General features: G+C 66.2%; 13 protein-coding genes and 2 pseudogenes. 1 reads left to right on the top strand and 14 read right to left on the bottom strand.

Annotated features, from left to right (window positions below; genetic code table 11):
• Window positions 1-87: 87 nt before the first annotated feature.
• The 6 genes from AB0I45_RS11750 to AB0I45_RS11725 form a co-directional block, all read right to left on the bottom strand.
• Window positions 88-399, bottom strand: a complete 312-nt coding sequence (locus AB0I45_RS11750) for a hypothetical protein (RefSeq protein ID WP_360318425.1) — start codon at window positions 397-399, stop codon at window positions 88-90.
• Window positions 396-1,631, bottom strand: coding sequence for a DEAD/DEAH box helicase family protein (locus AB0I45_RS11745; RefSeq protein WP_295688612.1), 1,236 nt, complete (start codon window positions 1,629-1,631; stop codon window positions 396-398). Before AB0I45_RS11745 ends, AB0I45_RS11750 begins: the two co-directional genes overlap by 4 nt.
• A 12-nt stretch (window positions 1,632-1,643) precedes the next feature.
• A complete protein-coding gene (locus tag AB0I45_RS11740) occupies window positions 1,644-2,657 on the bottom strand; it encodes a hypothetical protein (RefSeq protein WP_295688614.1) in 1,014 nt (337 codons plus the stop codon).
• A gap of 75 nt (window positions 2,658-2,732) precedes the next feature.
• Entirely contained in the window at window positions 2,733-3,836 is a 1,104-nt protein-coding gene (gene ychF, locus AB0I45_RS11735; RefSeq protein WP_295688617.1) for a redox-regulated ATPase YchF, read from the bottom strand.
• Window positions 3,837-3,972: 136 nt separating this feature from the next.
• On the bottom strand, window positions 3,973-4,767 hold the full coding sequence (locus AB0I45_RS11730) for an LLM class flavin-dependent oxidoreductase (RefSeq protein WP_295688619.1): 795 nt from the start codon (window positions 4,765-4,767) through the stop codon (window positions 3,973-3,975).
• Window positions 4,768-4,805: 38 nt separating this feature from the next.
• The gene (locus tag AB0I45_RS11725) at window positions 4,806-5,195 is read right to left on the bottom strand and encodes a heavy metal-responsive transcriptional regulator (protein ID WP_006215441.1); all 390 of its coding nucleotides are present in this window, start codon (window positions 5,193-5,195) and stop codon (window positions 4,806-4,808) included.
• A gap of 105 nt (window positions 5,196-5,300) precedes the next feature.
• Here AB0I45_RS11725 and merA point away from each other — a divergent pair, with 105 nt between their 5' ends.
• The gene (gene merA / locus AB0I45_RS11720; RefSeq protein ID WP_006215442.1) at window positions 5,301-6,722 is read left to right on the top strand and encodes a mercury(II) reductase; all 1,422 of its coding nucleotides are present in this window, start codon (window positions 5,301-5,303) and stop codon (window positions 6,720-6,722) included.
• A gap of 370 nt (window positions 6,723-7,092) precedes the next feature.
• Here the strand turns inward: merA and AB0I45_RS11715 are convergent, their stop codons facing one another.
• The 8 genes and pseudogenes from AB0I45_RS11715 to AB0I45_RS11680 form a co-directional block, all read right to left on the bottom strand.
• Window positions 7,093-7,992, bottom strand: coding sequence for a hypothetical protein (locus AB0I45_RS11715; RefSeq protein ID WP_345032614.1), 900 nt, complete (start codon window positions 7,990-7,992; stop codon window positions 7,093-7,095).
• A 334-nt stretch (window positions 7,993-8,326) separates the two neighbouring features.
• Window positions 8,327-8,866, bottom strand: a pseudogene (locus tag AB0I45_RS11710) (relaxase/mobilization nuclease domain-containing protein); the annotation flags it as partial.
• Window positions 8,863-9,451 (bottom strand): annotated as a pseudogene (locus tag AB0I45_RS11705) (hypothetical protein). The pseudogenes AB0I45_RS11705 and AB0I45_RS11710, both read right to left, overlap by 4 nt.
• Window positions 9,448-10,869, bottom strand: a complete 1,422-nt coding sequence (locus tag AB0I45_RS11700) for a Rep family protein (protein ID WP_040004150.1) — start codon at window positions 10,867-10,869, stop codon at window positions 9,448-9,450. The pseudogene AB0I45_RS11705 and the gene AB0I45_RS11700 overlap by 4 nt, the downstream one beginning before the upstream one ends.
• Before the next feature lie 342 nt (window positions 10,870-11,211).
• A complete protein-coding gene (locus AB0I45_RS11695) occupies window positions 11,212-11,460 on the bottom strand; it encodes a hypothetical protein (RefSeq protein ID WP_006215448.1) in 249 nt (82 codons plus the stop codon).
• Window positions 11,460-11,672 (bottom strand): hypothetical protein, encoded by a 213-nt coding sequence (locus AB0I45_RS11690; protein ID WP_006215449.1) that lies wholly within the window; start codon window positions 11,670-11,672, stop codon window positions 11,460-11,462. The genes AB0I45_RS11695 and AB0I45_RS11690 overlap by 1 nt, the downstream gene beginning before the upstream one ends.
• 181 nt (window positions 11,673-11,853) lie before the next feature.
• Window positions 11,854-13,290 carry a recombinase family protein gene (locus AB0I45_RS11685; RefSeq protein WP_345032609.1) on the bottom strand — a complete coding sequence of 479 codons (1,437 nt, stop codon included), beginning with the start codon at window positions 13,288-13,290 and terminating at the stop codon, window positions 11,854-11,856.
• 43 nt (window positions 13,291-13,333) lie between these two features.
• Window positions 13,334-13,585: an LLM class flavin-dependent oxidoreductase gene (locus AB0I45_RS11680; protein ID WP_295690413.1), complete on the bottom strand. Its 252-nt coding sequence runs from the start codon at window positions 13,583-13,585 to the stop codon at window positions 13,334-13,336.
• Window positions 13,586-13,604: the final 19 nt, after the last annotated feature.

Here is a 13,604-nt window from a genome sequence, read left to right as displayed (position 1 = left end):
TGAACAGCACCGCGGGCGGGATCGCCGCTACCCGGTCGTCCCGCCCGCGCTACCGGTTCGCCACACACACGCTACCGAAAGACGCTGCTAAACAGACTTCATGTATGCGACGAGATTCAATGCGGTACTCTCGTCCAATTCAAGATCAGCCCCAACGACAATATACGTTTCAGTGCAGACCGATCCCGGCTCGACTACAAACGCGTTCTGATTATCGTCGTTTAACTCTGTTCCAATATTATTCGAGCGAGAAATCAAAACCTTCCAACGATCAATCCAATGATCGTTTGCCGCCACTACTCGCCTTGGGAGATATCCAGCTTTCCTGCGTTTCCCGATGCAGCGCACAGGGTCGTCTATGCCATCGACAACATCCTGATATCCCGAAATGCCGCTCATGTCACCGTCAAGATCAAAAGGCCGACGAGGCGAGACCCAAAACGGATCATCTGAGGGAATCCGAAGTAGGGGTTCTTCCACTCGTCCTCGTCAGGATTCTCCTGATCCCACAGCTCCTGTTCCCTCACGATGTCTGCGAACTGCACGAAGGCGATGATGTCTTCCGGTTCGAACTCACTCCCCATCAAGATTCGATAGGGAGACCCGGATAGATGAAGGCGGATCTTTGCATCAAGGATCTTGAGCCTGTCCTGAGCGTCTGCCAATTCAATTCGGTCGTCTTCCGTCTTAACGATCGCTGATTCGGCCTCGGCAGGCTGCTTCGCCTCTCGCAGCACAGCACCGTACTTCTCGGCTCGTGCTCCGAAGTGAGTCTCGTCAACGATGAGGAGATCAATCTCATCGCTGAAGACTTCCTGGTGCTTCTCCTTGAGTTCGTCACCTTGCAGGTCTTGGAGAGTGAGGAAGACGACGACGCTGTCGTTCTGATCTCTGGCCTTAGCGATTGCGTTTCGATCAGCGAGAAGGTCGTCCGCATCGAGGAAGACGTGACCAGAAAAGTTCCCCGCGGATTCGACTGTCTGCTTCCATTCGCCTTTAACGTCTGCCTTGGCCGAGACCACCAGCACTGTTTGAGCCTGAATCTCCTTCGCGCACAGCAAGGAGGTGAAAGTCTTTCCGAACCGCATGACGGCGTACATCAGCAGGTTTGTTCGACCGGCATCGACGGCGGCTACAAAGTTGTCGACAGCCTGCTGCTGATTGGGGCGTGGTGTCCACTCATCGCCGCGTGCATAGTGGAAGGTCTTGCGTAGTCGCTGAGACGCATCGAAGAAGACGTAGCGGCCACCCTCATGCTGATGGTCATGACGTATGTCCTCGATCGCCATATGAACGTCATCAGAATTGGCGTCCTCGAAGAACTCATTACTGTAGTAGATGCCCGGGCCTAACCCATCACGATCGAGCCGGTGGCGGCCTCTATCTTGTGACAAGAAGTGATGAACTGAATGATCTCGGAAGTAGACGTCGTCTGTGACGGATGCGGAGCCCTCGAAGTGCTGCTGCAGGTCAGGATAGTGCTTCCGCCACTCTTGAAGACGTCGCGTCACGGGACGGTACGTGTCGCCGACTTTCAAGTAGTTCGGCAAGGTGTTGGTGCTGAAGGCATAGATTTTTGGCCGCACTCGCCCAATGATGAGCCCTTCGATTAAATCCAGATTCTCGATCAATCTAGCCCCCGCCTAGCTCGTTAGCTCGGAATACGTATACTTCTTCTTCGCCCGCCAATCGCGGATGACGCATCTGAGGTCTGGGGCTTCCTCGATCTCACCGAACAGCGGTAATACCCCCGTCTCGAAAGGCTCCGCTTGGAGTGGCGGTCGCCCCGTAAGAGCATCCATCTGCCACAGGTTCCACGAAATCACCGCAGCGATCGACGCCAGTTCCGCTCGAGATGGCTCTTCCCCTAAGGCGTCCAGCGAGTACTCGGCATATGACGCCAAGAGGTTCTCGCGGGCAAGAAGCAAGCTGTCACCCTGATACTCGAAGCCGTACGTGCTTTCGAACGCGCGTCGTGCCCACGCGCGCCACTCGGTCGCATCAGCCGCGTTCTCGGAGACGACGCGGAGCTTCCGGTCCAGCAAACCGATGCGGCGCTCCAGCTCGATAGGCTCACCGGTAGCGGCATCGTACCGACTGACGAGGTACGGAGCTTCGCCGCACGCTGCCTCCATGCGGCGGTCATCCACGTACTTCTTCCAGGTACGCTGCCCGTCGGGCTCAAAAGCAATCTTTCCCCGCCGGGGTTCCCAATTCGTGGCCGCGGCATGGTTGAACACGTCTGGCCGGCCGAACCACGCGTCGTCAACACGATTGTTCTGCTCGTTGCACAGCCATGCCGGCGTGAATACCTCGGCCTTGTCCTTGGTACGGTCCCAGCGCTGCTCCTTCGACTTCTCTACGCGGGGCCGAATGACGCCCTGTCGCGGCCCGGTGATGGCAGCGACAGTGATTTGCGCGGACGGAGCATAGGAATTCCCGAGAGCCGTGTAATGATCCGTCGCCCATATGATGTTCCCGCCTGTGGTGCGGTCAACGAGCAGAACCTCGAGGACATCCGGGTAGGAGTCAACGATCGCGTCTTCGCTCACATCGATGTCGAGCATTGAACCCCGTTGAACGGCTTCATTGTGCGCCACTGTGCTCATCTCCTGCTGGGGTGAACCCTCATTATCCTCCGACACGAACAGGCTCACGTCGGCGAACCAGCCGTCTCAGTTTCTGAAAATTCACGCTCCGGGCTGCGTCCGGGAAGAAGCGCACCTGGTCCCCTACTTCTTGCCACCAGAGGTTGTATTGTGCCGGAACTCCACCACGTCACCATCGGCCATGACGTAATCCTTGCCCTCCATACGCACGCGGCCGGCGGCGCGGGCATCGGCCATCGAACCGTGCTGATCGAGGTCCTCGAAGGACACGATTTCGGCCTTGATGAAGCCCTTCTGGAAGTCGGTGTGGATGACGCCGGCCGCCTCGGGCGCGGTCGCTCCCTGCGGGATCGTCCAGGCGCGCGACTCCTTGGGCCCGGCGGTGAGGTACGTCTGCAGCCCGAGCGTGGAGAAGCCCACGCGCGCCAGCTGGTCGAGACCCGCCTCGTCCTGCTCGCTCATCTCGAGCATCTCCGCGGCCTCGTCGTCGTCGAGCTCGGCGAGCTCGGACTCGAACTTCGCGTCGAGGAAGATCGCCTCGACCGGCGCCACGAGTGCGCGCATCTCGTCCTTCTTGGCCTCGTCGGCGAGCACGTCGTCGTCGACGTTGAACACGTAGAGGAACGGCTTGGTCGTCATGAGCTGGAGCTCGCGCAGCGGAGCGACGTCGAACTTCTCCGTATGCATCGCCTGGTACAGCGTCCGCCCCTCCTCGAGGATCGCCTGCGCGGCCTGCATCGCGGCGAGCACCTCGGGCGCGGTCTTCTTCTGCTTGACCTCCTTCTCGATCCGAGGCGTGGCCTTCTCGATCGTCTGGAGGTCGGCGAGGATGAGCTCGGTGTTGATCGTGTCGATGTCGTCGGCCGGGCTGACCTTGCCGTCGACGTGCACCACGTCGGAGTCGGAGAACCCGCGGATCACCTGGCAGATCGCGTCGGCCTCGCGGATGTTCGCGAGGAACTGGTTGCCCAGCCCCTCCCCTTCCGAGGCGCCGCGCACGATCCCGGCGATGTCGACGAAGCTCACCGTCGCCGGCAGGATCTTCGCCGAGCCGAAGATCTCGGCGAGCCGGTTCAACCGGGGATCCGGCAGTTCGACCACGCCGATGTTCGGCTCGATGGTCGCGAACGGGTAGTTCGCCGCGAGCACCTGGTTCTTGGTCAGGGCATTGAACATGGTGGACTTGCCGACGTTGGGCAGTCCGACGATTCCGATAGTAAGAGCCACGGTCACCCAGTCTAGCCGGGCCCGCTCCGTCCTTGACACCGCCCTGCGACCGGGTGGGCTCAGGGCACCACCGATCCCCGGTGCGCACCCGGCCGGAGCCAGAGCCCGCGAGGGGTGAGGCTCAGACCGGGTCGCCCTACACCGGACCCTGCGTGTTCGGCTCCCAGCCGAGCCCCGGGGCCACGTGCTCGGCGAACGCCTCGAGGATGCGGAGGTTGAAGTCGACCCCGAGCTGGCTGGGGATCGTGAGCATCACCGTGTCGGCCGCCTGCACCGCGGCATCGGCCCGCAGCTGCTCGACGAGGGCGTCCGGCTCGGCGGCGTAGGTCTTGCCGAAGGTCGAGCGGAAGCCGTCGATGACGCCGATCTGGTCCGCCGCCCCCTGGCCGCGCAGGCCGAAGTGCAGCCGGTCGTTCTCGTTGACGACGGGGAAGATGCTCCGGCTCACCGACACCCGCGGCGCCCCGGTGTGGCCGGCGTCCCGCCACGCCTCGCGGAACAGTGCGATCTGCTCGGCCTGGAGATCGGCGAACGCATCCCCGGTCGCCTCGGTGAGCAGGGTCGAGCTCATGAGGTTGACGCCCTGGGCGCCGGCCCATGCGGCGGTCTCCCGCGATCCCGCACCCCACCAGATCCGGCTCGCCAAACCCGGGGAATGGGGTTCGACGCGGAGCCTCCCGGTGCGGCCGAACTGCTCGGGGTCCGCCTCGGCGATCCCCTCGCCGCGCACCGCACGCATGAACAGATCGAACTTCTCCCGCGCGAGGTCCGCCCCGCGCGGGTCGGTCGACCCGGTGTAGCCGAACGCCTCCCAGCCGCGCAGCGCGGGCTCCGGTGATCCGCGGCTCACGCCGAGGGCCACCCGGCCGCCGGACAGCAGGTCGAGGGCGGCCGCCTCCTCGGCGAGGTACAGCGGGTTCTCGTAGCGCATATCGGGGTTGTAGCGTTGGAGTCATTGGCTACCGTCGTCTACAAGTACCTACACACTTGATCGGTGCTGCACGTTTCAGGGTCCGGGTGCGCGGCGTCCTGTCTGAGGTCCGCGATAGTGTCGCGCAGCACGGAGAGCTGCGCGATCTGCTGCTCGATCTCAGCGAGGCGCACGTCAAGCAGGTCGCGCACGTGCTCGCAGGGCGCATGGCCGCCGTCGCGGATGTCGAGGATCTGGCGGATCTGGGCGAGGGTGAGGCCCGCGGCCTGGCCGCGGTGGACGAAGTCGATCCGGGCGACCGTCTCGGGTGCGTAGTCGCGATAGCCGGACTGCGTGCGCTCGGCCGGCGGAAGCAGCCCCTGCCCCTCGTAGAAGCGGAGCGTCTTCGCCGTGGTGCCCGCGCGTTCGGCGAGTTCTCCGATGCGCATCGCGGCCTCCGATCGTTCGGCAGGAGCAGGCTTGACCTTCCCCTGCACTGGAAGGTCCAGTATGGCTGAGACAGAGCAGAAAGCCAAGGACTGACAGGAGCAGCGATGCCTACCAAGTACGACCTCGCCATCATCGGATCCGGAGGCGGAGCATTCGCCGCCGCCATCCGTGCGACCACGCTCGGCAAGTCGGTGGTGATGATCGAGCGCGGGACGCTCGGCGGCACCTGCGTGAACACCGGCTGCGTGCCGTCGAAGGCCCTCATCGCCGCTGCCGACACCCGTCACGTCGCCGCCGACGCTTCAGGCCGGTTCCCGGGGATCGCGGCGACGGCTGAGACAGTGGACATGCCTGCGCTGATCGCCGGGAAGCAGGCGCTGGTCGAGTCGCTGCGCGGCGAGAAGTACGCCGACGTCGCCGACTCCTACGGCTGGCAGGTCCGCCGCGGCGATGCATCGTTCGCCGGCGGCCCAGACGCCCCGGTACTGGAGATCATCGCCGGCGACGGGACGGTCGAGACCATCGAGGCCGACCACTTCCTGGTCGCGACTGGTTCTCGCCCGTGGGCTCCGCCGATCGACGGCCTGGAGGAGACCGGGTACCTGACCTCGACCACGGCAATGGAACTCGCTGAGGTTCCTGAGTCGTTGCTGGTGCTCGGCGGCGGCTACGTCGCCCTGGAGCAGGCGCAGCTGTTCGCTCGCCTCGGCTCGCAGGTCACGCTGCTGGTGCGGTCCCGGCTCGCCTCGAAGGAGGAGCCGGAGGTGTCCAAGGCGCTTCAGGAGGCGTTCGCCGACGAAGGCATCCGCGTCGTCCGCCGCGTGGTGCCCACCCGGGTCTCCCGCGGCACGGGAGGCGAGGCCGTCGTGACCGCCGACGTGTCCGGCGACTCGCAGGAGTTCCGCGCCGAGCAGGTGCTCGTCGCCCTCGGACGCCGTCCCGTCACCGATGGCCTGAACCTCGATGCGGTCGGGGTGAAGACCGGGGACTCCGGCGAGGTGGTCGTCTCCGACCGGCTGCGGTCCTCGAACCCGCGGATCTGGGCCGCGGGCGACGTGACCGGGCACCCCGAGTTCGTCTACGTCGCCGCCCACCACGGCACCCTCGTCGCCGAGAACGCGTTCGCCGACGCCGATCGTGCCGTCGACTATTCCCGCCTGCCGCGGGTGACGTTCACCGGGCCCGCGATCGGAGCGGTCGGGATGACCGAGAAGGAAGTGCTTGCTGCGGGGATCCGCTGCGATTGCCGCGTCCTGCCGCTGCACCACGTGCCCCGCGCGCTGGTCAACCGCGACACCCGCGGGTTCATCAAGATCGTCGTGAACGCCGACACGAACGAGATCCTCGGCCTGACCGCCGTCGCCAAGGACGCCGGAGAGCTCGCCGCCGCCGGTGTCCACGTGCTCGGCAAGACCGTCGCCGAGATCGCCGACGCCTGGGCTCCCTACCTGACGATGGCCGAGGGCATCCGGATCGCCGCGAAGGCCTTCACCACCGACCCGTCGCTGCTGTCGTGCTGCGCATGACCGGCAGCGCAGGCAATCGGGGAGATCTCATCCTGAAGAGGTGCAGACGACGAGCGCCGATCAGGACCGCGACGAACGGCGCGCCGGTCCCGTCGTCGCTGCAGGGACCGGACTGCTCTTGCTGGCATGCTGCGCGCTTCCGTTGCTGCTCTGTTGCGGCCTGCCGCTCATCGCGGCGGGCGGAGCACTCGCGGGCGTCGGTGGGCTCCTCGGTAACCCCTGGATCATCGGTGCCGGGATCGCCGTCGTGATGGCCGTCACGGCGGGGATGCTCGTCAGGTTAGGGCGGCGGCACCGAGGCCGCAGGACCGGCTGCTGCGAAAATCCTTCGACCGCTGATCGGAACCGGTAGCTCGAGCGGATCCAGCCATCATCGCCACCTCGGCCACTTCGGCACCCCGCGACCCTTCCACGTCTCCACGAGACCGGCGGCCGAGCGGACGGACGCGAAGAGCCCGTAGCCGGCCCCGGCGAGACCCACGGAGACCACGAGCCAGCGCCCGATGCCGAGCCAGATGCGCCCGTCCACGTCGAGCGCCCACTGAGCGCCCGTGATGAGACCGGCGATGCCCATCCAGAGCCCGGCGACGACCACGACCACCGGCAGCAGGGCGAGGCACATCGCAGCGGCGGGCGACCAGAGCTGACGCGCTTCGAGCTTCGCCGTCGCCGCCATCATCCGCTCGGCGCGCTCGTTCGAGGCGTCGAGGTTCGCGGTCATCGTGGCCGAGGCCTCCCCGGCGACCTGCTCGACGGCCTTCTCGACCCGCTCCTCAGTACGCTTCTCGATCCGCTGCACCGCGCCGCCGACCTGGCTCACAAGCTTCTGGTTCGTTGTGGCCTGCACCTTCAGACCCTCAATCGCCGAGGCCGTAGCCGCGCGATTCTTCTGCGCCTCCGCGACCAAGGTTCGCGACGCGGCGTTCAAGCTCTCGCCGTTGAGACTCTGCGCGAACTCGCCGAGCGTGCTCGCGATCTCGTTCTGCCTGCTCTCGATACTCGCGATCCTCGCGGACACGTCGCTGGAGGGCGAGGAGGTCGACGCCGGGGTCGTGATCCGCTCCAGCCGCCTCGTCGTCTCCTCGTCCATGACCTTCACGAACCCCGCGAGCTTCTTCTGCTGCTCGGTCAGCGTGGCAATCCTCGTATTCTGCGCCTCGACGGCGGCGAGGATCGAGGTCAACAGCTCCATCGTCTCCGGACTGCCGAGCGGCTGCGGCGACTGCACGGGCCCGTTCTGCTGCTTCAGCCTGTCGAGCGCTGCGCTCATGTTCCTGCTCCTTCTGCTGCTGGTGGTAGTCGAAGAACGCCTGCGCGCCCTCCGGGGTGAAGTCCGCCGAGAGCGCGCTCGCGCGTTTGCGGCGATCGGCGCGGCCGGACTCGCCGCGGCGGTCCTCGATGTAGAGCGTCCAGGTCTCCTGCCCGGCGCGCTTGCCCTTCTTGCTGACGGGGCTGTGCAGCCGCATCCTCGGCACACGTTCCCCGGCGTCGTCGAGCTGCTGGTTCTGCTCCTCGATCACCGCTTCGAGACCGGCCTTGTCCACCACGCGGGGGTCGGCCAGTGCGGCGCTCATCCGGTCACCCATCTCGCGGTCGAGCCCGCCCTCCGCGAAGTCCTCGCGGCGCAGCTCCCAGTCCTTCGGCGCGTGCTCCAGCCGCTTCACGACCGAGAGCCCGTGCTCTCGCATCAGCTCGTCGTTCGCCGACTGCACGCCCCGCTGGTTCCCGGCCTTGCGATCGTGGAACGTCCGGTAGTTCGAGAGCGCCTTTCCGGTCCGGTTGCTGTGATTGATGACCAAGATGTGGTTATGCGGCTTTCTGCCCCGGCCATCCACGTGACTGACCACGAGGCAGTCCGAGTCGGGGTGCATCCTCTTCGCGAGCTGATAGCCGAGATCGTTCACCCGCTGCACGTGCTCCGGGTTCTTCGGGTCGAACTCCTCGTCGCTGAAAGACTGCCGGTAATGCAGCGCCTCGACCTCGCGCGTGGTGTTCTGCGTGAGCGCCCGTGCGCGCGCCGAGAATGCGCCAGGGCCTCCCGGCACTTCGCACGTGATCGCGACGCCCCGCTCGTCCTCCTTCCCGCGGATATAGCGCTCGGTGTCGGCGGCGCTGGTGCTCGGGCTGTAGTGGGTGGTGCTCATGCGGCCGTCCGATCCCCGAGCAAGGCGCGGACCTCGCGCAGCAGCTCGATCAGCTCGGGCACCTCCGACGACAGCGCCACCGCCTCACCGGCGCGCGCGGCGATCCAAGTCGTTGACGTTGATCGCCAGCGGGCGCACCTGGGCAGCCAGCTCACGAGCGTCCGCCGACGCCTGCACACGCGCCTCGACCCCGAGCAGGTGCGCCGCCACGGCGGCGTCCAACTCCTCCGAGCGGGAGGCGTGGAGGGCATCGCGTACGACGGTCCGTACCCACGTGCTCGGAGCCAGCCCGAGCCGCTTCGCACGAGTGCGAAGCGCCGCGAGCGTCTCCTCCCCGAAGTCGGTATCGAGCTTCGCGCGGCCCCCACGACGACGCTTCGCGCCGCCGTGACTCTGACGCACAGCCTCCGCATCAGCCCGACCGGTGTTCACCTGGGAGTCGGTCTGCTGCTCCACCTGTACGCCAGAGTGGCAAGCAGTAGGCCTGTCGGACACATCGCTGACGCTCGTGTCCTCCAGCCCTGCTTGCGAGGGGCCTCCGGCCCCCTCGACCCCCTGGAAGAGCGAATGCTGATCGGTGCTCATGCGGCACCTTCGATCAGCGCCAGCGGCACGTCCGGACTTCGCACCGCGAGCCCGCTGAGCAGCTCCGCGACCGCACCGTCCGCGTCGTGTTCCGCCGAGGTCTCCGGACCGTACGTCAGTTCCCGCGACCCGGCGTTCTGGTGGTACGCGTTGCCGTACATGCCGGGCGTGTGCGCGGCGGTCGGGATGCTGCACTGGTGCCACTCGTAGGGCTCGATCTTCCCGATGTGCTGCACGAGGTAGCGGTTGATGTCGTCGGCGCGGTAGACCTTCACGACCGACGCCAGGCGGCGGATGAACTGGTCCAGCGCCTCGTCCACGTTGCCCTTCTGGCGGGCGTAGTAGAAGAACTCGACCGGCTCGATCGTCGCCGTAATCACGATGAGGCGCGGAGCCACCTCGCCCTTGTTCTTGTACCGAGCCTTCGCAGGCGAGGCGTTATACGGATCGAGCAGCAGCAGCCAATCGTTCGCGTCCATCGCCGAGGCCCGCAGATCGTCCAGCAGCAGCACCTCCTCGCCCCGCCAGTCATCCAATGGGTTCCCCGTCGCGGCACGGTAGACCTGCCACCGCTCGCCATGTGCATTGGCCGCGCTAATCGCCTCGGTGATGAAATCCGTTGCGAACCGAGTCTTGCCGATCCCGGCATCCCCGTGGACGAACACCACGTGCGTCGAGAAGGCACCGGCGCGCAGCTTCGCGGCCGCCCGGTACGCGCGGCGCTGGCCGTAGGCCGACAGCGCGTCGTCGATCTCCCGCTGATGCCGCGAGTAGATGTCGAACAGTTCGTCCGTGAGCATGATCTGATCCCGCGTGATTTCGCCCTGCAGCACCCGCTCCCGCATGTCCTCGAAGTTCTCCGCGACGACCTTCTTCTTCACGTGGGCGCGCCCCTTGAGCCAGGTCTCCCGGCGCTGGGCGTCGATCCCGAGGTAGTCCGGCCCGCGCACCGTGGCGACCTCCGACGGCGCGTACTGATGCTTGTCCGCATACTTCACGTGAGTCAGGTACGACAGCATGTTGTCGAAGGCGTACCGACCGCGGCCCGGCTTCTCGACGTACTGGGGCTCGACGCCGATGCCGAACGCGAGCCGATCCAGCGGCGCGCTCTTCGCACGGCTGGCGAACTTGATGACCGCGTGCAGGTGATCGGGCTTCGGCTCGACCACCAGAGCCTTCTCCGTGTCGCTCCAGACCTCGCGCTCATCCTTGTCGTGCACGATTCCGTAGGCCTCGATGACCTCGCAGCCGATGGCCTCGAGCCGCTGCGCGACGTAGGCGAGGATCGCCCCGGCTCCCTGCTCGAGCAGCGCGGCCCCGTTCGGGTCCTCGGCAGCCCAGGTCCAGTACGACGGATCGAGGTACTGCGTGAGCCCGATGCTCGTCGGGTTGTTCTCCTGCTTAGCCACGGCGACCACCCCCGTCGCAGGCGGCGTGGAGGGCCGCAGAGGGGGTGCGGCGCCTAAATGACCCCGTATTGACCCCCAAATGAGACCTCAAATGAACCCGCGAGGCGACGCGACGCAGCGAAGACGGAATCGGCTTCTGACCAGGCGCGTTGTTGCAAGGCGCGGCAATCGACAAGCCCTTGCCGCGCCCGTAGGAACGAATGAGGCCCCCGAAACTCTTGGAGTGCGAAGCACGGCTGCGGACCGTCATCACGGCGATGGGCAGCCCGCCTTCGGCGGGTGCCAGGCCAGGCCCTCCGGGCGGGGTCAGGTCGGCGGGTGCGGTGCTGAGGTTGCGTGCGTCGGCGTGCATCAGCGACCACCGCCCCGGCCGTAGCGCTTGATGACAGCCTGATGCGTGACGCCGAGGGCGTCGCCGATCCTGGCCCAGGTCACCCCGTCGGCGCGGGCGTCGGCGACGGCGATCTCGACGGCCTCCTCCAGCACGGAGCGGAGCACGCCGAGGTCGTAGAGCTGGGCCTCGCCATCGGCGAGGGACGGGTCGCCCTGTCGCCAGCGGAAGCTGGTCAGGTGATCGAAGGCGGCGGAGTTCGCGCTCATCAGCGACCACCGCCCATCACGGCGGCGACGGCGGCGCGCTGTCGCGGCGTCAGCGGAGTGAGTGCCAGGCGCTCACCGGCTCGGCGACCGGCGGCGCGGGCGGCGGCGATGACGGGATCGAGCCCATCAGCATGCGGAACGGGAGACGAGTCCTGATCGAGAGCAGGGCAGTCAAGCGCGGATGCGCGGGGAACGTCGATAACGACAGACATCGGAAGTCCTCAGATATGAGTATCTTCCGGTTCCCCGCCACGGTAGTTGGGCTGTTTGACCGGCTACTCATCCGGGAGCAGAACCCCGCGCTTCTAAGTCGCGGCCCCGGTGGGATCTTCTTGTCTGCAACCACTCTCCCACGAGTCGACTCACCATTGCAATGACGAGTTGACTCATGAGTCAGTCGCGACGCGGCTCTATGCGAATGAGGTCGGGGTCGAACTTCACGTGACCGGGCGCGATGGGCTCGATGGTCACAGTCACCAGCTCGTCCACGAGCATCCGGCGGCGGTCTATGTCCAACGCCTTCCACTTCGACTCGACAACCTCGCGACGCTCCGCGGTGCCGACCGCCTCCTCCACGTCTGCCAGCAGCTTCGCCGCCACGGATACCGAGCGGTCGAGCAGCTCCGCGTCGATCTCGTCGATGCGGACCTTCACGTCGTTGATCGCCGCGGTGATCTCCAGGACCGGCTGATGGATGTCGCGCAGCAGCGGGCTCAGCTCCTTCACCCGCTCGACCAGGGCGTTCCGTTCGGTCAGCAGTTCCTCGCGATCCGGCCCGGCGGCTTCCTGCGGCATCACGAGGTCGTGCACGTCCACGGACGACAGGCGCGTGAGCACCGCCTCGGTGACCATCGCATCGACGGGCTCGCGCTGGCGGGTGAGATGGAACTGCTCGCCGCAGCGATACGTCGGCTGCTTGCGGCTGTTCGTCCCCGAGACGAGCGTCGCGCCGCACTTCCCACAGAGGCCGATCGTGGACAGGAGGTACTTCGGCTGATTGCCCTGCCTCGCCGACCTCCGCACGTTGTCCTCCAGCTTCGCCACCGCGGCCCGCCACGTCTGCTCGCTGACGATGGGCGGGAACGCCTCGCCCTGCACCGGGTACAGCTCGCCGGATGCGTAGTGCTTGATGTAGCCACAGTAAAGCGGGTTCGCGAGCAGGTAGCGCACGGCATCGACGGAGAATTCCGAGCCGCGGGCGGTGAGGTGGCCAGCGCTGTTCAGGTCCTCCCGGATGCGACGGATCGACAGCGACGGCTCGCCGAGGAACGCGTCGAAGGCCCGCCGAACCGCGTCGGCCTCTTCCTCGATCAGCTCACCCTCCCTCGACCATCCGAACGCCTTCCAGGCGGACGTGGGGATGCCCTCGGCACGTCGGCGCTCGTTCGACCTGATCTGTCGCTCGGCCTTGCGTCGAGCCTCGAACCGGGCGAGAGCGGCGAGCATCGTCGCTCGGAACTCTCCGTCGGCCGTCGAGAGGTCGATCTCGCCGTCCACGGTGACGACGCGCAGGCCGAGGTCGATCAGCGTGTTCAGGTCCTTCGTGCTCCGCAGCAGTCGGTCCATGTCCACGGCGACGACCATCGAGAATCGACCTGCTCGGGCGTCGTCCAACATCTCGGCCCAGCGGGTGCCAGCTCGACGCTTCTTCGTCGCCGACACCGCGTTGTCCTCGTAGACCTCGACCACGTTCCAGTCCTTGGCCTCGGCCAATGCCCTGATCTTCCTCAGTTGTGTATCGACCGTCCAGCGGTCGCCTTTGCGGTCCATGGAGGCGCGGACGTAGGCCGCCACCTCGTTCGTCTTCCTCAGCGCTACCAGTTCGACCATGCAACCAAGCTTACGTGGACGAGTGTTGCAACCCCGACATGCGCTAGCGCATGTCGATGATTCCGGTGCCCACCTCGATCGCCGAGGTGCGCGCGGCGATCGCTCCGAGCAGCGGGATCGGGGACGCCGACTGGCGGACGAAGTGGTGGACGCGGAAGTACGCGCCGTTGACACCGATCTCATCGGCACCGACCGCGATCTCCACGGCGTCGCGAAGCATCGCCGCGGCGTCGGGGTCGCCGGGTCCGCGACCGTGCCCGTAGTGGCCGAAGCTGAGGAATCCGAAAGCCTTCATGCCCGTCCCAACATGGTTG

This window comes from Brevibacterium sp. NPDC049920 (assembly GCF_040656435.1).
GTDB lineage: Bacteria > Actinomycetota > Actinomycetes > Actinomycetales > Brevibacteriaceae > Brevibacterium > Brevibacterium pityocampae.
This window is presented reverse-complemented; position numbering and strand designations above follow the sequence as displayed.